Here is a 20,550-nt window from a genome sequence, read left to right on the forward strand (position 1 = left end):
GTGGGCTTGAGAAACCGCATGCCAACTGGGAACTTCAAGCTGCTGGAATCAGCACTCATTAAGTGCAGGTTTTGCTTGAGCTTCTTGTTCTTCCAAATCTTTGGTTCGCTTGATCAAAAACATGGAAGAAACGACCCCAAGAATTCCACAAACAATTAATAAGATGAAAATCTGATTGAACCCTGCTGCGATATCTCCCGCTGCCTTTGCATCATCCAACCACTTTCCGCAAATCGGACCGTAAAATACATCTGGAAGAAAAGCGATAAATGAAATAATACCTGTAGCCATTCCCGTCATGCCGATGGGAATCCCCGCTTGATCCATAATCGACCAGTAAGTGGATTTCATAATGTTCGCCAAAAATGCGATTACTAAGGTCAGGACGATGCTGATAGCGATAACTTTTGCAGAAAAAAGTAAAGCAATCAATGCCGCGATGACTGCGACGAATATGATAATAAATCCTTTTCCTTTGTAAGTGAACTTATCCATGAAAAATCCACCGATTACTCCTGCCAACAATACGATGATGTAGCTTCGGACAATGCCGATGGCACTGGCTGTTGTTGTTGAGATGTTTAATACCTGTACCGTATAGGTAGTCATGTATGCATTACCCAGAGCCCAGGTGATATAGGCGAACATAATCACAAGGATTGTGACCCAGACGCCTTTGTTTTTTAAGACATCAACAACGCTATATTTGGTTGCACTAATTGCTGCATGTTCTTCGTTTTTGATATCCGTTTTTGGAAGAAAGAACAAGGCTAGAACAAAAAATAGTGCACACACACCGGATCCAAATAAGAAAAGTATCTTCATACCGGCAGCTTCGGTAGCTGCAAGACCCACGATCGCAAGAAAAGCAAAACCCATAAGAGTTTGAATGACACCTCGCAATGCTTCACTGTTACCAAACATTTTACCTTGGTTATCTTTGTTGGCCAAATTGCGGATTCCTTTCAGGTAAGCAGACCATAAGGTAGCAATACCGAAGAATCCGTAAAGGACGTGAATAATAAGCAGGGCAGTAAAGTTAGTAGTCATTGCAAAAGCGAAAGTCAACACTGCATAAGCTGCTAAAGTAGTGGAAATTAGGGAACGCATGGAGAATCGGTCTGCCATCCATCCACCAATGGGGTAGCAAAGGGTATAGGTCAAATTCAAGGCTGAAGCCAGAATACCTATTTGTGTATTTGTAAGTTGATAGGCTGCCGCAAATTGATCGTAAAAGGTAAATCGTAAAAACGGCAACTGGTACGCGAGAGCAACCGTGGCACTTAAAATCAAAAATACCATCGCATTTCTAAAACCAAATTTTTTCATAATATCCTCCAAGACATAATTGCGAAATACATGTCTATTGCAAAGAAGTATAGCACGATAACTGTAAACGGTCAACAATTATTTTCATGACTGTAAACGATGGGTATTGATCTTAAAAAATAGTAAATAATAAATATTCTACGAAGAATTAAGTTAGCACATTAAATGTAGACGATTAATTAAGCTGGATTTTTATTAAAAAAGGATTGACAGTGAATTAAAGATCATGTTATATTTGTGTTGCGAAATACATGTATTTATTAAAAACTTGGAGGTTTTATCAATGTATATTAATAGACGTTTTTATGAGAACTACGTATCGACCCGTGATGTAGAACTGCTTCATGAGTATTCATTAAAAATATTAAAAGAAATTGGCGTCTCTTTCGCCAGTGAAGAGGTACTTGATGTTTTTAGAAAACATGGTGCCACAGTTGAAGGAAATATTGTAAAAATCAGCGAAGAACTTTTGAACAAAGCTTTGGAAACAGCACCAAAGTCATTTACTATAACAACCAATGCGGGAGAAACACCAATTGGCGAACGCTTTAAACCAAAAACTGTGGGTTGTTACGGACCATCAAAATTTTTATTTGAAGATGATACTTTCCGACCAGCATTACTCCCGGATGTTGTTAAATTTTTAAAACTTATGCACACCAGCGAGGTTACAGATTTTGTCAACAATTCCGCTTATGATACTCCGGATCTCGATAAAAATCAGGATAATTTTTATATTCCCCAGGTTGCCTTATGCTTAAAATATTCCGACAAACCAAGCTACGGGAATGTTGCAAATAGTTTAAATGTTAAGAAAAAAAGCTTAAAGGATGCGGCCAAAGAAATTGCCACGATGTACAAAGAATTTTATGATATCTGGGATCGTCCGGTACTATTAACCAATGCCTGTGCCTTATCGCCATTGGGTTATTCCTATGAGGTTCTTGATAATATCATGGGTCTTATTGAAGAAGGACAACCGGTTACCATTATTACCTGTTCGATGACAAATCTAACAGCTCCAGCAGCATTAATGGGTTCGGTCATTCAGAACAATGCAACCGTTCTGGCGGGGATAGTATTAACACAATTGATAAAACCAGGGGTTGGTGTTATTTACGGTACTGTTTCATCGCCAACAGATATGCGAAAAACTGCCATTATGATCGGAGCCCCGGAAGCCCAGCTTATTCAAATGTCTTCACTGGCCCTGGGTCGTTATTACGGTCTTCCGGTGAGAACTGGAGTTGGCGGAACGGATTCACTCAAACCGGATTATCAGGCAGGTGTTGAAACAATGACTACCTTACTCACCACTTACCTTGGAAAATCTGATTTTGCATTAAATAATGCCGGGATTCTTCAGTCATATGCAGTGGGAAGTTATGAAAAATTCGTCCTTGACGAAGAAGTTAACCGCATTTTACTAAGGTTAAACAAAGGTATCGATATTTCTAATGAAAAGGCAAGCAAAGTATTTGAAGAAATCAAAAAAGCTGGCCCATTAGGTAATTATCTTGCCGGCAGAACACCCAAAGAATATCGGGATGAGCATCATTTATCAAAAATATTCAATAAAACGGCGGGCGATCCTTCGGTTCTATTTGATGAAATTGGAGATATCAGACAGCGGGCTGCGAAACAGATTGAAGAACGGGTGGAAAGTTATAAAGCCCCGGATTTGACAAAAAAACAACAGGATATTCTAAATCGTTATCTGCCGGAAAGTGAAAAGTTCTAAAAGATAACGGAATTTATTAACCGAAAATAGTTCACTTAACGCTTCAGTTGATCACGAGTGTTAAGTGAATACCAGATAGAACCCGACATTTTGACTTTAAATCAGACTAAGTTTATAAATGACTTTGGAACTTAAAATAATTTTGGTCAATAATGTTAATGAAAAAAATAAAAAGGGAATGGTAAAAATATGTTGGATCTAAAAGTATTAACACAGGCAGTTGGAGATTTAGAGGAAGAAGATGTAATGGATCTGCTTACCGAATTTGTGGAAACCAATCCGACCGAAGCAGAAGCCCAGGAAGCTGTTGCAGCTTGTCAGGGCGGTATGGCATTTGTTGGAGATCTTTTTGAAAAAGGCGAATATTTTGTCGGCGATCTAATCTTTGCCGGTGAATTATTAACCGAGGCAATTAAAGTTTTAAAACCCGTCTTGGGAAGCGGCGAAACGGCTGTTGCAGGAACTATTATTGTCGGTACCGTTCATGGTGATTTACATGATATTGGAAAAAACATCTTTAAAAGCATGTCAGAAGCAGCTGGTTTTGAAGTAGTGGATTTAGGTATTGACGTTGCACCGGAACTTTTTGTTAAAACCGCAAAAGAAAACAAAGGCTGTATTATTGGGATGAGCGGTGTTTTAACTTTGGCCATCGATTCCATGAAAGAAACTGTGGCCGCTCTTAAAGCTGATGGCATCGATGCTAAAATTATAATAGGCGGAAATCCTGTGACAAAAGAATCCTGCGAATTTGTTGGTGCAGATCGATTTACTACTAACGCAGCTGAAGGTGTTAAAATTTGTCAGGCCTGGGCTTAAGTGTTATATTTGTAAAAAATATACCTAGTTGAAGATATAAAAGATAAAGTTTTTAAATTAGGCAGAAATAGTGAAAAAAGGTTTTAAAAAAGAATAACAAAGTTAAAAAATTAAAATGCATAGAAGGTAAGTTTTAAAAACTTACCTTCTATGCATATTACAAGGAGACGAAGATGATTATTATTGGAGAAAAAATTAACGGAACCATTCCTGCTGTTAAAGAAGCCATTGAAAAAAGAGATGCTGCTTTTATTTCAGATCGTGCGGTTAAGCAGACAGAAGCCGGCGCGCATTTCATAGATGTTTGTGCAAGTACCGCACCCGAGTTTGAAATTGAAACCTTAAAATGGTTAATGGAAGTAGTTCAGGATGCAACGGATACACCGCTATGTATCGACAGTCCCAATCCCCGGGTAATTGAAGCCGTATTCAAGTATGCGAATAAACCCGGGATGCTCAATTCAATTTCTGAAGAAGGGGACAAATGTGAAGTGCTGCTGCCCCTTATGGAAGGCAATACCTGGGAAGTGGTAGGCCTGACCTGCGATAACAATGGCATTCCCTGTGATGTTGGAACAAAAGTGAGCATCACCAAAATAATGGTTGAAAAAGCTGCTAAATATGGAGTCACCCCAGACCGCATTCATATTGACCCCTGTGTAATGGCGCTGTCAACAGAAAATCAGGCGCTTTTAAACTTTGCCCAGGAAATTAGCGAAATCAAAGCACTATTTCCGACCATTCATGTAACCGGCGCCATCAGTAATATTTCCTTTGGCATGCCCGCACGAGCATTAATGAATAAAACCTTTATGGCCCTTGCGATCCAGGCAGGTATGGACTGCGCAGTTATGGACCCGCTTAACCGGGACATGATGGGTACTATTTTTGCGACCTATGCACTTCTTGGTAAAGATAAGCATTGTCGAAAATACAGTAAAGCATTTCGACAGGGACAAATCGGAGCTGTTAAAAAATAATAAACTAAGCGAAAATTAAGGGAAGGAAAACGATATGGTATTTTATATTTCAATTATTCTCTTATTGGTATTTTTGAGTTTCGGCTTTTTATTTCCTGAGGCTTTATTAATGGTAACGGACACACTGTTTGGACTGATTACAACTAATTTGGGCTGGGTTTATCTGGTTGCGGTTTTAGGCGTCCTGATTTTCACTTTAGTGCTGGCCTTTAGCAAATACGGCAAAATTCGTTTAGGGGATGATGATGATCGTCCGGAGTATTCAAATTTTTCCTGGTTTGCCATGCTGTTCAGTGCCGGCATGGGCATCGGCCTGGTATTTTGGGGCGTTGCCGAACCGGTTTTTCATTATGCCCAGCCGCCGCTGGGGATTGAGGCAGCGTCCAGTCAGTCCGCCTTGATGGCCTTTCGGTATGCATTTTTGCACTGGGGACTTCACCCCTGGGGAATCTATGCCATCGTCGGCCTGGCTCTGGCCTATGCCACATACAGAAAGAAACGGCCTTGCTTAATCAGCTCCACCTTATACCCGCTTCTGGGTGAGAAAACCAAGGGGCCGATTGGCAAAGCCGTTGATATTCTGGCGTTGGTGTTAACCGTTATCGGTGTTTCCACCTCCCTCGGCATGGGCGCTTTACAGGTTAATGGGGGACTGGCAACGCTCTTTAATGTGCCCAATAATATTAATGTGCAGATCATCATTATTGTTGTCATTACCATTCTGTTTTTAATTTCCGCCACCACCGGTTTAGACAAAGGGATAAAAATACTCAGCAATACAAACATCATTATTGCTGTGGCACTTTTAATCTTTGTGTTTTTCTTTGGGCCAACCGTCTTTATTATTAACACTTTTCTGGTGAGTCTCAGCGGTTACATTCAAAATATTCTGCCCATGAGCCTGGCCTTAACCCCCTTTGAAAATGATCCCTGGCTGGGAAACTGGACCATCTTTTATTGGGCCTGGTGGATTTCCTGGGGTCCTTTTGTGGGAACCTTCATTGCGCGCATTTCCAAAGGCCGCACCATCAAAGAGTTTGTCCTGGGCGTGATCATCATGCCGGCCATCTTCTGCTGTATCTGGTTCACTGTTTTTGGCGGGACCGCCTTATATTTTGAAATATTTGAAGGCGTTAACATTGTCGCCGCGGTCACCAATGACGTGACGGTCGGTTTATTTGTGACCCTGTCATACCTGCCGTTAGGGCAAGTGATTTCATTCATTGCGATCCTCTTGATTACGACTTTCTTTGTAACCTCGGCGGATTCCGCAACCTTTGTAATTGCCATGTTCTCAAGAAACGGTGACTTGAATCCCGACAATAAAATTAAAATCATATGGGGAATCGTATTATCTCTAATGGCCATTGTACTGCTTCTAAGCGGTGGATTGGTCGCGATTCGAAATACGGCAATCATTATGGCACTGCCTTTTGTTTTAATTATCATTCTGATGTGTTTTGCTATTTTTAGAGCATTGAAAAATGAAAAAAAAACAGAAAAATGAGTTTGAATGATGAAAGTATGAAAGAACAGGTATAAATAATTAAGGATAGCCCTGCAATCTTATAAAAATGCTGAAATGAGGATAAAAGCTTGAATAAAAATGGCCGCAATGTTAAATGGCGATCAATTAAAGTAAGACTATTGATTATTCCATTGGTGTGTGTGTTAATCGGTGTTTTAGTAATCGGTGGACTATCGTCTTATTTAACAAGAGAAAGTTTGCTGAATGAAATGAGAGAAAGTGGGTTTTCGGCATCCCAGCAATTCGTAGAAAGACTCGCAGATAATTCTGAGGCTCTTAGTACAGTGAACGATATGCTTGAAACGCAAATTAGGAGCATGAGCAATATCGTAATCGGCAATCGAGGGAGTATCAGTGATCCCTATCTTACCGCACTTTCGCAACAATCGGGAATTGATAAAATTTACTGGTATAATCCTTCCGGTGAAATAATCAATGCTGTCAATGGCGAATACGTGGGATGGAAAGCTACCCCAGGGGATCCCATTGATAAGTTTATGACCAGTGGCGACACTGAATTTATGGAGGAAATCAGGCAAAATACGGATAGTGATAAAAGTTTTAAATATGGCTATATAAAAACGGTTACAGGGGAGTTTGTTCAGGCCGGAGTATCGGCAGATCGAGCACTCGAACTCATGGAAAAATTCGGCTATCAAGATTTAATCGATGGATTTTCTTCAGATGACAGCATTGTTTACGCCGCTTTTATCGACAAAGATTTAAAAGCTGTGGCACATAGTAATCCGGATCTCATCGGTGCGAGCTTTGCAGATTTCCAGAGTGTTCAGGATGTTGTGATTGAAGGCAAGTCAAGCGCATATGAGTATTTTTATGAGGTTGAGAACCAGGATGTTTATGAAGTTTTGTACCCTATTGAGATCGATGGGGAAATAGTTGGTGCCATGGATATTGGCTATTCCATGACCTCGGTAAAGGCGGCTATTTCAACAAATATCATGCTGATTGCCCTTGCCGGATTGATTGTATTTCTGATCCTTGGATTTATCCTACAAAGAACTTCATCATCAATGACTCAATCCATTTTACGAATTAAGCATATGATTACAGAAATGAGCATGGGACATTTGGGATTGCGCTTAAATATGGAAAACAAAGACGAAATTGGTGAAATGGCAGGTTCCATGGATCGTTTTGCAGGGGAGCTTCAAGATGTGGTGATTGGGACGATGAAGCAGATATCCGATGGGGATCTTTCAGCTGATATAAAGCCAAAGGATGCTCAGGATGAAATTAGACCGGCATTGATCCAGACCATTGAATCTCTCAGAAGTTTGATTGCCGAAGCTACCATGCTTTCTGAGGCTGCTGTGGAAGGACAACTCGATATTCGCGTTGATGTTAATGCCTTTAACGGTGGTTATCGGGAAATCATGGAGGGACTCAATGATACCCTGGAGGCAGTGGTTAAACCTCTTCATATGGCGGGTAATTATGTTGAACGCATTGGTAATGGCGATATCCCGGCCAAAATTATTGAAACATATAAAGGCGATTACAACGGGCTTAAGGAGAGTATTAATTCCTGTATCGATGGATTAGAAGCCTTAAAAGAAGGTAATCAGGTTCTTAGTCTGATGCGAAAAAATGATTTATCCCAAAAGGTCGAAGGAAACTATTTAGGGATTTATGGAGAGATCGGAAAATCAATTAACAGCGTTCATAGCCAACTTCTGGCAATTGTGAATGTTGCCAATAATATTGCCAAAGGTGAACTGCGAGACTTGGAAGAACTAAAAGAAGTGGGTAAACGCAGCGAAAATGATGTATTGGTACCAAGTCTTATCGGGATGATTGAAAACATCGCCATGCTCGTCAATGAAACAGATGAAATGGCACAGGTCGCAGTTGAAGGGAACCTCGATCATCGAGGGGATGCAAGGAAATTCCCGGGAGAATTTGCCAGAGTCATCATGGGCTTTAACGAAACCCTTGACGCAGTCACTGCCCCAATTCAGGAAGCTTCAATTATTCTAAATGAATTGTCGGCAGGTAATCTTAATACCATGATGACAGGAAATTATCGCGGGGGTCACGACCAAATAAAAAGAGATCTAAATCAAACCATTGTTTTTCTTAAACGCTATGTGGACGAAATCACTGGTAAACTCCGAGCAATCGGGCAGAAGAATCTGGATCAGGAAATCACAACCGCATATCTTGGGGATTTTCAGGCGATAAAGACAGACCTAAACAACATTACCACCAGTCTCAGTGACACTATGACTGAGATTAATGTTGCAGCCGGACAGGTTGAAACAGGTGCCAGACAAATTTCTGATGGCGGACAAGCTTTAGCACAGGGAACAACCGAACAAGCCAGCGCTATTGAAGAATTGACCGCCTCCATTGAAGAGGTCGCTGGAGAAACCAAACGAAATGCTATAAACGCCAATGAAGCCAATGAACGGGCCATTGAAGTTCGCACAAGTGCTGAAGTGGGGAATGAGCAAATGGAAAAAATGATTTTAGCCATGGCCGAAATTAATGATTCCTCTAATAATATCTCTAAAATCATTAAGGTAATTGATGATATTGCTTTCCAAACCAATATCTTAGCACTCAATGCAGCAGTGGAAGCGGCTCGGGCAGGACAACATGGAAAAGGCTTTGCAGTAGTCGCAGAAGAGGTTCGAAGTCTGGCAGCGCGTAGTGCCGAAGCAGCAGAGGAAACAATCGGTCTTATTGAGGGCTCCATTGGCAAAGTCAAAATTGGAACGAAGATTGCAAGTGAAACCGCGATGGGTTTAAAAGAAATATTAAACGAAATTGAAAAAGTGGCTGGGCTTGTTGGAAATATTGCCCAGGCAACCAACGATCAGGCATCGGAAATTGTACAAATCACAAAAGGCATTGAACAAGTTTCACAAGTTGTACAGACCAATGCTGCAACTGCTGAAGAAAGTGCCGCAGCCAGTGAAGAACTTTCTATTCAAGCCGAAATGTTTAAAAAAATGGTGAGTGCATTTAAACTTAAGGGTAGTAAGTAAATTCTTTTCAAGATATTTATGACCTATTCAATCGATAATCAGAGAAATCACATTTTTTTAAATGTGGTTTCTTTTAGTTTAAAATATACTGTTATGAATTTTAATGTTAAAATGAAATGATCTGCTTTGAATTATAACCAATCACGCTTTTTTATGGTATAATTCAGTATTATTTCGACGAATCAAGGAGGTGAATTGTGTTGTGAAATTAACTCTGAGTATTTCCAAAAAAGAATCTGAGCTTGTCCATGAACAGTCACTAAAAATATTAGCAACCATGGGATTAACTGTCCTTTCCAATGCCGCCGTGGATGTTTTCAAAAAAGCGGGAGCAAAAATCGATGGGCATCAGGTCTATATTGATGCGAGGATGGTTGAAGAAAGTCTGAAAACGCTCCCTAATCATTTTTCAATCTATGGAAATCAGCATCGGGTGGTAATCGGTAAAGGTGATATTTGTACGATGCCGCCCTATGGTGGAACCTATGTTTCCAGAAATGACCAGATTAGATTGGGAACAAGGGACGATTATATTAACTTCACAAAATTAAATCATGCCAATGAGCATATAAATATGTCTTGCCCGTATTCATTGGAACCCTTTGATGTTCCTTTGGAGCATCGGGATCTATTTCGGATGGCGATGGTGCTGAAGTATTCGGACAAACCAAGTCTATCCCTGGTTGGAAGCCGAGAAAATGCCGAAAGATCGATAGAAATGATCAAAAGATATCGGGATATCAGTGATGATTATGTTGCTTTGGGAAATGTTAATATCTCAGCACCACTGATCATGGGGGATTCAACCTCAGAGGCCATTATGGTTCACTGCGAAGAAAATCAGCCACTGATGATTGCCTGCGGCAGTGGTTTGAGTGGTTTAACGGCGCCGCCAACCCATGGCGGCAACTTGTTGTTGGCCAATGCCGCGATTCTCAGTGGCATTGTATTTTCACAAATACTAAAACCGGGATTGCCCGTTGTCTATGGTCTGCCTCTTTTCGGTGTGGATCCTTATAAAGCGGAAACCCTTGTCGGCAATTCAGCGGCAGCATTATTTACCCTGGCAGCCAAAGGCATGTCAGATTATTATAATATGCCATTTAGAGCCGGTGGAACCTTTACGGATGCAAAGCATTTAGATTATCAAAGTGGGTATGAAAGTTGTCTGAATCTCTTATCTTGTTTGCTGGCGGAGGTCGATTGCCTCATGCATAGCTTTGGTATGGAGGATTCACTAAAAACCATTAATTACAATAAATATATTTTAGATGAGTGGATGTACCATGGCCTTAAAGATTATAAAAAAGGTTTTGAAATAAATGATGTAACCCTGATGATGGATGAAATACTGCGAACCGGATCCACCGGAAATTTCATTTCTTCAACAAATCTAAAGCTCATCCGCAAAGAATATTCACACCATGGGTTTGGCGAAGGGAAGACAATGGAAGAAACGTTGAAAAAAACCGATGCGGAGATTGAAAAACGCTTAGAGAATTATAAATTGCCACACCAGTCAAAGAATCAAAAAGAAATAATAAGAGGTTATTTACCAGATGAATACATCGATTAATACCATGAAAAACCCCGCAACTCTTGATGGCATTGTGGAAGCAGTAAAGAAGATTGAAGAAAAAAAAGTCATGAAACTGGTGAATTATGCCATTCGAGAAGGTGCCAGTCAGGCTCAGATTATTGAAGCGATTCAATTAGGTTTAGACCAAATTGGTTATTTATTTGAAGAAGGAGAATATGGTGTCACTGATTTAATGATGGCAGGTATTATCTTTGAAGAAGTTTTAAAATTGCCCAGTCTTAAACTAATAAATAATGGGGCAGAGGAAACAATTGGCACTATTTTGCTTTGCACCATCGAGCGTGATCTACACGATATTGGCAAATCAATTTTTAAAAGTGCCGCCCTGATGTCTGGTTTTCGAGTGGAAGATATGGGGATTAATATTACCGCACAAGAGATAGTGAGCGAGACCATACGGTTAAAACCCGATATTATTGCAATCAGTTCCATTCTCGCCGAAGGGGTTAAATATATAAAAGGTGTGAATGATGATTTAGTGATTGCGGGACTGCGAGATCAGGTTAAGATTATCGTTGGTGGATTGTCAACCCATCGCCAAGCTATTGAATATACCGGGGTAGACGCCTATGCGCATGATGTCTATGAAGGAGTCAAACAGTGCAAAAGTTGGTTGAACAAGGGAGGGGAATCTAATTAGCAACAAATATGATGAAATTTCCGAAATAATTAAAACAAAAATTCAAAAAGAAATTTATCCGGTTAATATGCAGATTCCTCCGGAGAATACATTGGCAGATGAGTTTGGGGTGAGTCGCATCACCATCCGAAATGCACTTTCAAGCCTGATTGATGATGGTTATATTTATTCAATCCCAGGAAAAGGCAACTATGTTCTTGATAACAAAAACGATAAATTTCTACTATCTTTGAAAACCGTGAATCTTTTAAAAAAACCATTTCAACGGGTAGAAATGCTTGGCTCCGAAATTATTAAACCTACCATAGATTTAGTCTATCGCCTGCGAGTGGCACCGGATGCCAGGGTTGTTTATATTCGTTGGGTGCTTTTTTACGAAGAGACACCGATTGCCTACGATATTCATTATATTCCATACTTTCCGGGGATCACGGTTTGGAATGATGATTTTGAGTACACCAGTTTAAGTGAAATACTTTCTCAAAAAAATACCATCTTTCAATTACAAGAGAAAATGAGTATCACCGCGGTGACCAGCAGTGAAGAAGTGGCAAAAGTATTGGGAATACAAGTGAATACGCCGGTGCTTCAAATAACCCAGGAAATATCGGATGATGAAGAACCAATGGGGATGCGACGTCTTTATATTAAAAAAGAATGGTGTCGTATTCACGGGGATTCCCTTAATGGATAGGAGTATAAATGAAAGCGAAAATTTGCGATCAAATTGTTAATGATATTCTTGGCAAAATTAATAAGGGAATCCTAAAGCCGCAGGAAAAGTTGCCAACCAATCAGGAATTGGCTAAAACCTATAAAACCAGTACTGTAACGGTTCGCAAAAGCATTGCGATCCTTGTGAACAAAGGTTATCTTAGCTCAATTGAGCGGATTGGAACATTTGTTAAGGAACAGGAAAAAGACCTTTTTCTAATTAATTTTAGTTTGGAAGGCAACATCAACGAAGAAATAACGAATGCCGTCACTGAGGATATCCATCTGACATTTTCAAAGGTTAAGGGGTACCATCACGAAATAAAAACCTTGGAAATAAAAACCTTGTATTATACAGATGCCATGCCGGTATGTTATACCATCGATGCATTGTTCCTGGGAGGACACTATAGTTTAGATCGCATTCAAGAAAAAACTGAAAAAAATCTCAGCCAGATGATGAAAATTATTAATGGCTTTGAGGTTGTGAAAACACTTGAAATTACAATGGATTTTCCCAATAAATATATTTGTCAGCGTCTTTCAATTAACGAGAGTATTCCGATGTTATGTTTCATTACCCATTACAGCACCCTGGGGAATCAGCCGATTGGAAGAAGGGTTCTATACGTAGCAGGAGAAAACGTTGATGTAAAAGGGAAGTCTTATTATAAATAGCAAAGGAACTGAAAGTATGATTTATTTATTAATATATTTGGTTGTTGTCAACCTGATCACTTTTTTATTATTTTGGAATGACAAGAAAAGGTCTAAAAAACCGGGTCAGCGCTTTTCTGAAAAAACCTTATTAGGCTTCAGTGCCGTTGGCGGAAGTTTGGGCGGCATTTTTGGGATGCGAAATTTTCATCATAAAACTAAACATCCCAAGTTTTATATCGGGTTGCCGTGTATACTTGTACTCCAAATTGGAATTGGTGCCTTCCTTTACTGGAAGTTTTTTTAAAAATCACAAAAAAAGTGAGGAACACCTTGACAATTTATGAAAAAAACTGTAATCTATAGTGGTACTCAGAAATGAGTGGTATGCGAGAGTGTTGGAACTGGCAGACAAGCACGTTTCAGAGGCGTGTGCCCAAAAGGCGTACGGGTTCGACCCCCGTTTCTCGCACCACTATGAAATTTAAAAACGGCATTAAATGGCCGTTTTTTTAATGCAAAAAATCCTATTTCTGTCATTTGACATATAAATTGTCATATTTTTCAAATTTCTCCGCTCCTGACCGCCTCATTCCATCGGTTACGAATGCATACTGATCCAAGGTAAAGGCTGCTGAGTGATGGTCTAAACTCTCCTGTACTGTCTTTATATCAATACCAGCCTGGATGGATAAAACCGCATAGGTATGTCGTAAGAAATCCAAACCTAAATAAAATCCAAACCTTTTTCAAATATGCCTGATACATAAGGGCTTTAATGAAAAAAGGTTTGGATTTTATTTCTTTTATTATATGCTCTTCTTATCAAATGAACAGGAGGTCATACTAATGAATGTACAGAATCTACGGGATAATTATCCCAAACTTATTTCCTGCATGGAAAGCAATGGCTACTCAAAAGCCTATGTTGACAGGTTCAAAAGAGAGCTTAAAAAAATTCTGGTCCTTGCTGATTCAAAGGATTGGTCCTGCTATACAGACGTGTATCTGGAGTATACAAAAACATCGGATTCTCCTGATTATCTCCGTAATAAACGGACGATTATCGGAGCTATTGAGCAGTTCGATGTACATAAAAGATACCCGAATGGAAGACGCAGACATGAGCTTTTCAAAAGGGGTGCCTATTCGTTACTAGCCCCGGAATTCAAAGCCGTCATTGACTATTATTATGAAGCGGAAAAGAAACACGGCAAAAAAGTTACCACCATTTATACAGAATCTCATAATGCATCCACATTTTTCTTATACCTCCAGAAAAAAGGAATCGATAGCCTCGTTGAAATTTCAGAAGAAGCCGTGCTTTCCATATTCATATCACCTGATGAAAAACTGCTGCGGAGCTATTCTTACAAGAAAAACATTGCTGCAGTATTGAAAGTGTGTCCCCCTGATCATCAGGAAATATGCCATCGGATTCTGACTTTTCTTCCAGCCTTAAGGGAAACCAGAAAAAACATACAGTATCTTACATTGGAAGAAATCCGGAAAATTAAGGAAGTGCTGGCTGGTGAAAATACGCTGACGCTCTGTGATAAAGCGATCGGGATGCTTGCACTTTACACCGGATTACGTGGCTGTGATATTGCTGGAATGACACTTGACTCCATTGACTGGGACAGGGATTTAATCTTTATCAGACAGCAGAAACAGCGTTTGCTCTTGAGCTTCCTTTAACAGCAGTTATTGGTAATGCCATCTATGATTATCTGATAACAGAGCGTCATCACACCGAAAGCAGGTATCTTTTTCTTTCACAACATAAACCAATTGGAATTGTCAATAACAGTTCAGTCTAAACCAGCAAGGAATAATTTAGACATCCTTCGATGATGAATACCGCCATGGGCTGAAAACAATCATAAGTACCTTAATCTACTATGCAGCTTGTTGTTGATTTACATAAAAGAGCTCGCGGTAAGTCAGCGGTGGATACCCGCCATTCGTACTGTAAATTCGCCGTCGATTGTAATAATGAAGATAGCGATAGACAATCGTTTTTACCTCAGTCATCAACATGTTTTTTGTAACAATTTTATAGAGTTTCTCCTTTTTCAGTGTTGCGAAAAAGCTCTCCATCCGGGCATTATCATAGCAGCGGCCGGTACTGCTCATGCTTTGAACGGCATTTGCTTTTTTCAACGCATTCCGAAATGATTTGCTGGTAAATTGCGTGCCGCGATCTGAATGAAGATCCAGTTTTTGAGGATGGAGGTTGAGAAATGAATAGTTTTTGTGATGGCGTTTATTCCTTCTTCATTCCCGGAAAGTTGCCCAGTACTGAATGAATTGATCAATGAGAACAGGAAAAACAAGCAAGTTGGAGCGAAATTTAAAAAGGAAACTGATTACTACATTTTCATTTGCATAAAAAGTATGCTGAAAAACCTAAAAATCGAAAAATCCGTTTATATAAGATATACGTGGGTTGAAGAAAACAAGAAACGCGACAAAGATAATATTGCCAGTGCAAAAAAATATGTTCAAGATGCGCTAGTTCAGGCTGGTGTTTTAAAAAACGATGGATGGAATAATATTGTTGGGTTTGAGGATCGCTTTGAGATCGATAAGGAAAAACCAGGGGTATTAGTTGAGATTGTAGAGGTGGAATGAAACTTAAATGTTATGGTTGCTGGAATTACGGCGGGAATATTTATCTTTGTATTTTTGTTTGCGGGAAGGGAAAACAATGAATATGTGACTCAAAGAAAACCAGAATCTATGTGTTACATGCGCAAGACATAATTATGAATGTAACGCATGGGGGCCAATTATTAAAGCTGTGATTGTTTGTATTAATTACGAGAACAAAGACGATGGAAAACAAATAAGCTTTGTTCCTCAAAGGAAATGATTATCTTATGCGAAAAGTAAAATTCAAACACGAATCCGGAATGGAGCCCTATTTCATCCATAACGGTAAGCGATACCAAGTGCATCAAATAAAATTAGATGATGGATGGAGATATCAGTTGGAATCAACTGAGCAGTGGGTTAAGCGGAAAAAATCAATAAGCCCTAATTCACTGGTTAGGAGATTTTTAAAAGGTAGGCGATATCGAGTTGGACCGATCGGATATTTAAACAATGTTTATTTCAGCGATGGTTTATTGTTTGGCGCAAATGATCGCGATGGGGAAATAGTGATCCGGCCAATGTCGATTGTGTTGTCAAAATCGTTTAAACAACAACAGGAGTGCATTAAATTTGCAGAAAAATATATTGAAGAAAATTATATGGATCAGCAAGTAAGTTTGCTGGGTTAATTTAGTGGAGGGGATATGAAAATTAAAAAGCAAGACCACTGCAAGAAGTCGGACTGTCAGTATTATCATAAATTCTTTAAGAAAAATTGCTCAGCATCGGCCACGGCGCATAGATTGAAAGAGTGCAAGCTGTTCCAGGGGAAGAAGGTGCAGGATGCCGTTTGATATCATGGCTATATTATTGGCGGTGGCAATCGGTGTGGTATGGGGATGGTATGCAAAAGCTTATAGAGAGAATAATGAAAAATAGACATAAAAAAAGGAGCTTTCGCCCCAAGTTGCTCATTAAATAATTTTAACATGGGGGAAGCGAATGTCAAAAGGGAAAACAATTTGCAGGCCGAAAGATAAAGTAAAAGATGAAATACTAAGAGGGTATGAATACCAGCTTGAAATTGCTGATAGCCTGGAAAGAGAACTTGAGAGGCGAATGGCTAAAGCTACAAAAACAGCGAGTGTTATTTCTGATATGCCACGTGGTGGGGAAAGTTTGGATGCAGGGGATCATATTGCGGACTGAGAACCCCTGCAGAAACAAATCCGTGCAGAGATTGAGGAATGTGTCAGGGAACGGATCAGAATTAAAGCGTTTCTCGATACGGTAAAAATGCCAAAATTGCGGACGGTATTGCAGCTGACCTACATCGAATGCCTGGATGTGGATGAGATTGCTATTAGGTTGGATTACTGCTCACGGCAGATCCAGCGGTTGCAGGATCAGGCGCTGGATCTTTTGGAAACATAATTCTATGAAATGTCAGGGAAATAAATTTTGCAATTTTAAATATTGACATTCCCGAATTTGTCGCAACATTTCTTGCAATTTAACTTATTTGGCTTTATAATTAAAAGAAAATGTGTGAGGGTAGAATGAATTCAATAAAAAAACAACAAGAGAAAGTTCTAAAAGATTTTGGTGATTACACTTCTAAGAAAAAGGGATATTTGGATGAATATAGAAAGACAGAGTTAAGTGAACTTGAAAAGAATAAAATTTCTAATATTGTTGAAATGAAACTTGTTCAAAGTAATTCTGGCGAAGTTTTTTTTGGAAAAATTCTAACTATCATTGCAATATTTTTAGCAATAGCTAGCATTTTACCCGATGATGAATTTTTAAGAAGTCTAAAAACTTCTCTTATATTATTGGCTTTCTTAGTTTTGATTATTTCGATGATTAATAGAAAAGAAGATAGACAAAATTTGATTAAGTTATTAGAAGTGGAGTTGAAAATTGAGTGTATTGATATTGTTCTAAAGGAAAGAGATCAAGAGCCCAAAGAGATTAATGATAAAAATGAATGTAATGAAGATCAAATTTTGAACGAATTGCACGGAGGAATAGGAATTTCAGAAAAAAATGTTGAGAAATGTGATTCTGATGAAAAAAATATATATTTAAAAGAGAAAGAAATTAGAGAAAATAAAAGATTAGTAAAAGCTAAGGAAAACGGATTAGCTGATGTAAACAATACAAGGTCAATAATTGCTTCAGCGGTTCTTGGAGTTGTATTGTCACTTATTATAACAAGTGACATCAGTAGTATAGTAGGTTTAACAAGTTATATAGGTGTGCATTATAATAAACTTATGTTTGATTTGGGTTTGTCTGTAGTGATTATACTAATGACGGTATGGGGTAAATTAGTTTTTGATAAAATTCTTAGTTCTGTAGATAAAAAATCAGTAAAAGAATTAATCGAGGAGAACGAGAAACTCCATAAAGAAATAATGGAAATAAAAGAATAATCAAGAGTGCTTAAAAACTTATGGCACCTAGATGGTGCCTTTTTAATGTAATAAAATCGATGAATGAAAGGTAGTGTAATGGTTGTATAAATTTTTTATTGCTCACTGTAGATCCAGAGGTTACAGGATCAGGCGCTGGAGCATGTAAAAATATGATGTCGTGGAATGTCGGAAAAATAAAGATTATAATTTAAAATGTGGAAAGTTCCGAATTGAGCCACATTTTATTGTATTTTAACTCATGCAGGTTTATAATTATGCTAAAAAACCATGTGAGGGGTATCTTGTGTTAAATGAAGTGATAGGAAATATAGATCCAGATAGTATTGAATCAATTAAAAATTTATTGCCAACGGCAGTGAAAATTGGTTCCCAAATTGGAAAAAACCTTGAACCAAATATAAAAAATATTATTAAAGATAAGAAAGAAAAAGATGAAACTCTAAATTCAATTATTATGTATTTTGAAAAAAGCTATGAAGCAAATTCGTATATGAATACAATTGTTTTCAAGGGCACCCCCAAATTTTTAAAAGAATTATATGTACCGTTGACAATTATTAAAACGGATGATCATAAAAAAAATTTCTATCTTGAAGAAAAATTTGATCTAGAACAAATTTTCAAAAATTTTCCAAAACTAATGATAGTTGATAAAGCGGGGATGGGAAAATCCACAATAGTTAAATTTTTGATGTTAACAGCTTTAGAAAAAGGTGCGCCAATACCAATCTCGATTGAATTAAGGAAGTTGACGCAAGATATTGAGCTCTTAGATTTAATTACTTCAGAGATTAATTTTTTTAATGGAAATGCCACAAAAGAACAAATAAAAAAGCTGGTTTTAGACGATCAGTTTTTAATTTTCTTGGACGGATATGATGAAATAAGAGAAAAAGGAAAAGTGAGGATTACGGAAATATTACAGAAATTTATAAAGCAAGTCCCTAACACATATTTTCTTTTAACTTCAAGAGATGAGAATGTATTAGATTCTTTTGAAGGCTTTTATAGATTTAATATAAAACCATTAAATCGTATAGAAGCTTTTTCTCTACTTAAAAGGTATGATAACAGCGGTGAACGATCAGAGAGATTAATAAATAGAATTTCAAATGATGAGCGATTTGAAAGTTTGAAAGAGTTTTTATCTAATCCTCTAATGGTGTCACTTCTTTACAAAACATTTGAGTATCGCGAAGAAATACCTTGCAAAAAAGTGGTTTTTTATGATACGGTTTTTGAAGCTCTTTTCAATGATCATGATCTTACAAAAGGCGGTGCATATATTCATGAAAAAAAATCTAATCTAGATATCTGTGATTTTAAAAAATTTGTGCGAGCATTAAGTTGGAGAACACTTTGCATGGGTGAATTCGAATTTACATATGATGAGTTATCTAATGTGATTGAAGTTGTAATTATGCAACCGCTATTCCATAATTTAAAGGCTACTGATTTAATTGAAGATTTGACCAAAAATGTGCCTATATTTCATAGAGAAGGAAGAATTTTTAAATGGGTTCATAAGTCATTCATGGAGTATTTTGCCGCTTCATACATATGCTATGATACAGATACAAAAAGTAAAATTGAAATTTTGAAAAAAATGACGTTTGACAATAATGCTATTAAAAAGTATGCAAATCTTTTGGATTTTTATATTGATTTAGATGTGGAAACATTTAGCAAACATATAATAGTGCCATTTCTCAGCAAATTTTTAAATATATATGAAACCAAATATCTAGATCCTCGATTTAAGAAACTAGATGAAAATATGTTGAAGATTTTGAAAAGTCTTGAAAGTTTGGTTAGCGTAGATTTTCAACTGGAATATAGAAACAAAACTCAAACAGAATTTGATACAAGTGAATACTTTAAAGAAAAAAGGGAGAGAAAGAAATATAGCGATTCAAATTTTTCACACTACATGAGATTATTTGACAGAAAAACTATAGATGTTTTCATTTTGGAGACATTCAATGATGGGCTGTTATTAAAACTAATTAAAGATAAAAGTCTTGATATATATACTACTTACAAGCCTAAACAATTCACTTTTAGAGAATTGAGCGATAAAATGTTTTTTGATTTTGAAAAAATTTTTGAAGTTAATGATGATATAACTAATGAAATATACCTCTACGGCGAAATTCCTCATGTTTTCGATTCGATATTCATGATAATTACATTATTTGATAATTTCTTTGAAAAGTATTTTTTAGATTTTGACAAATGCAAAAAATTTATTGATGATCTCGAAGAAAAAGAAGAATCCGAAAAAGCAGGAATAGCAGCTTTTTTAAACAATTAATCATAAAAGACACCTGGAGGTGTCTTTTTTAATACCACGAAACGAAACGACAAATGAGGTGAGGTGAATTGAGTGAAGACTTAAGAGATAAGGCATTTAAAGATTATAATAACGGGATGAAGTATAAGGATATTGCTGAAAAATACGATGTCAGTTTTGTTGATTGTCAAGTAAAATT

At 37.9% G+C, this 20,550-nt stretch carries 20 protein-coding genes and 1 tRNA gene; 18 read left to right on the top strand and 3 right to left on the bottom strand.

All coding sequences use genetic code 11. The features are described 5' to 3' along the window. Positions 1–48: 48 nt before the first annotated feature. Positions 49–1,329 carry an MFS transporter gene (locus AKG39_RS04535; RefSeq protein ID WP_050739172.1) on the bottom strand — a complete coding sequence of 427 codons (1,281 nt, stop codon included), beginning with the start codon at positions 1,327–1,329 and terminating at the stop codon, positions 49–51. Between the two features lie 283 nt (positions 1,330–1,612). On the opposite strand from AKG39_RS04535, the gene mtpB reads away from it, so the two are divergent. The 11 genes from mtpB (at position 1,613) to AKG39_RS04590 (ending at position 13,494) form a co-directional block, all read left to right on the top strand. Then, complete coding sequence (gene mtpB, locus AKG39_RS04540) at positions 1,613–3,070, top strand: proline betaine:corrinoid methyltransferase (protein ID WP_050739173.1); 1,458 nt, start codon at positions 1,613–1,615, stop codon at positions 3,068–3,070. Between the two features lie 189 nt (positions 3,071–3,259). Next, on the top strand, positions 3,260–3,889 hold the full coding sequence (locus AKG39_RS04545; protein WP_050739174.1) for a cobalamin B12-binding domain-containing protein: 630 nt from the start codon (positions 3,260–3,262) through the stop codon (positions 3,887–3,889). Between the two features lie 173 nt (positions 3,890–4,062). Further along, the gene (locus AKG39_RS04550; RefSeq protein WP_050739175.1) at positions 4,063–4,869 is read left to right on the top strand and encodes a methyltetrahydrofolate cobalamin methyltransferase; all 807 of its coding nucleotides are present in this window, start codon (positions 4,063–4,065) and stop codon (positions 4,867–4,869) included. A gap of 34 nt (positions 4,870–4,903) precedes the next feature. After that, positions 4,904–6,376 carry a glycine betaine uptake BCCT transporter gene (locus AKG39_RS04555; RefSeq protein WP_050739176.1) on the top strand — a complete coding sequence of 491 codons (1,473 nt, stop codon included), beginning with the start codon at positions 4,904–4,906 and terminating at the stop codon, positions 6,374–6,376. 89 nt (positions 6,377–6,465) lie between these two features. Continuing rightward, the gene (locus AKG39_RS04560; RefSeq protein WP_050739177.1) at positions 6,466–9,408 is read left to right on the top strand and encodes a methyl-accepting chemotaxis protein; all 2,943 of its coding nucleotides are present in this window, start codon (positions 6,466–6,468) and stop codon (positions 9,406–9,408) included. A gap of 202 nt (positions 9,409–9,610) precedes the next feature. Next, the gene (locus AKG39_RS04565; RefSeq protein ID WP_050739178.1) at positions 9,611–10,984 is read left to right on the top strand and encodes a trimethylamine methyltransferase family protein; all 1,374 of its coding nucleotides are present in this window, start codon (positions 9,611–9,613) and stop codon (positions 10,982–10,984) included. Continuing rightward, entirely contained in the window at positions 10,968–11,648 is a 681-nt protein-coding gene (locus AKG39_RS04570) for a cobalamin B12-binding domain-containing protein (protein ID WP_050739179.1), read from the top strand. The genes AKG39_RS04565 and AKG39_RS04570 overlap by 17 nt, the downstream gene beginning before the upstream one ends. 16 nt (positions 11,649–11,664) lie before the next feature. Then, positions 11,665–12,342, top strand: a complete 678-nt coding sequence (locus tag AKG39_RS04575; protein WP_278277917.1) for a GntR family transcriptional regulator — start codon at positions 11,665–11,667, stop codon at positions 12,340–12,342. An 8-nt stretch (positions 12,343–12,350) separates the two neighbouring features. Continuing rightward, positions 12,351–13,040, top strand: a complete 690-nt coding sequence (locus AKG39_RS04580; protein ID WP_050739181.1) for a GntR family transcriptional regulator — start codon at positions 12,351–12,353, stop codon at positions 13,038–13,040. Positions 13,041–13,056: 16 nt separating this feature from the next. Further along, positions 13,057–13,326, top strand: a complete 270-nt coding sequence (locus AKG39_RS04585; protein WP_050739182.1) for a DUF1294 domain-containing protein — start codon at positions 13,057–13,059, stop codon at positions 13,324–13,326. Positions 13,327–13,408: 82 nt separating this feature from the next. After that, positions 13,409–13,494, top strand: a tRNA-Leu gene (locus tag AKG39_RS04590). 61 nt (positions 13,495–13,555) lie between these two features. On the opposite strand, the gene AKG39_RS19675 is transcribed toward AKG39_RS04590, so the two are convergent. Then, positions 13,556–13,744: a tyrosine-type recombinase/integrase gene (locus AKG39_RS19675; protein WP_115028246.1), complete on the bottom strand. Its 189-nt coding sequence runs from the start codon at positions 13,742–13,744 to the stop codon at positions 13,556–13,558. A 124-nt stretch (positions 13,745–13,868) separates the two neighbouring features. Between AKG39_RS19675 and AKG39_RS04595 the strand changes: the two genes are divergently transcribed. Further along, a complete protein-coding gene (locus AKG39_RS04595; protein ID WP_050739183.1) occupies positions 13,869–14,717 on the top strand; it encodes a tyrosine-type recombinase/integrase in 849 nt (282 codons plus the stop codon). A 201-nt stretch (positions 14,718–14,918) separates the two neighbouring features. Here AKG39_RS04595 and AKG39_RS04600 read toward each other — a convergent pair whose 3' ends face one another. Next, positions 14,919–15,182, bottom strand: coding sequence for an integrase core domain-containing protein (locus AKG39_RS04600; RefSeq protein WP_160316142.1), 264 nt, complete (start codon positions 15,180–15,182; stop codon positions 14,919–14,921). Between the two features lie 96 nt (positions 15,183–15,278). Here AKG39_RS04600 and AKG39_RS04605 point away from each other — a divergent pair, with 96 nt between their 5' ends. The 6 genes from AKG39_RS04605 (at position 15,279) to AKG39_RS04625 (ending at position 20,372) form a co-directional block, all read left to right on the top strand. Beyond that, positions 15,279–15,653 carry a RusA family crossover junction endodeoxyribonuclease gene (locus AKG39_RS04605; RefSeq protein WP_050739185.1) on the top strand — a complete coding sequence of 125 codons (375 nt, stop codon included), beginning with the start codon at positions 15,279–15,281 and terminating at the stop codon, positions 15,651–15,653. Between the two features lie 248 nt (positions 15,654–15,901). Then, positions 15,902–16,306, top strand: coding sequence for a hypothetical protein (locus tag AKG39_RS04610; RefSeq protein ID WP_050739186.1), 405 nt, complete (start codon positions 15,902–15,904; stop codon positions 16,304–16,306). Positions 16,307–16,619: 313 nt separating this feature from the next. Beyond that, positions 16,620–16,826 (top strand): hypothetical protein, encoded by a 207-nt coding sequence (locus tag AKG39_RS04615; protein WP_050739187.1) that lies wholly within the window; start codon positions 16,620–16,622, stop codon positions 16,824–16,826. 18 nt (positions 16,827–16,844) lie between these two features. Continuing rightward, positions 16,845–17,051 carry a DUF1492 domain-containing protein gene (locus tag AKG39_RS19270; RefSeq protein ID WP_278277918.1) on the top strand — a complete coding sequence of 69 codons (207 nt, stop codon included), beginning with the start codon at positions 16,845–16,847 and terminating at the stop codon, positions 17,049–17,051. A 125-nt stretch (positions 17,052–17,176) separates the two neighbouring features. Beyond that, positions 17,177–18,055 carry a hypothetical protein gene (locus AKG39_RS04620; RefSeq protein WP_050739188.1) on the top strand — a complete coding sequence of 293 codons (879 nt, stop codon included), beginning with the start codon at positions 17,177–17,179 and terminating at the stop codon, positions 18,053–18,055. Positions 18,056–18,341: 286 nt separating this feature from the next. Then, positions 18,342–20,372: an NACHT domain-containing protein gene (locus AKG39_RS04625; RefSeq protein WP_050739189.1), complete on the top strand. Its 2,031-nt coding sequence runs from the start codon at positions 18,342–18,344 to the stop codon at positions 20,370–20,372. Positions 20,373–20,550 lie beyond the last annotated feature (178 nt).

Origin of the sequence: Acetobacterium bakii (assembly GCF_001263355.1) — a bacterium.
Taxonomy (GTDB): domain Bacteria; phylum Bacillota; class Clostridia; order Eubacteriales; family Eubacteriaceae; genus Acetobacterium; species Acetobacterium bakii.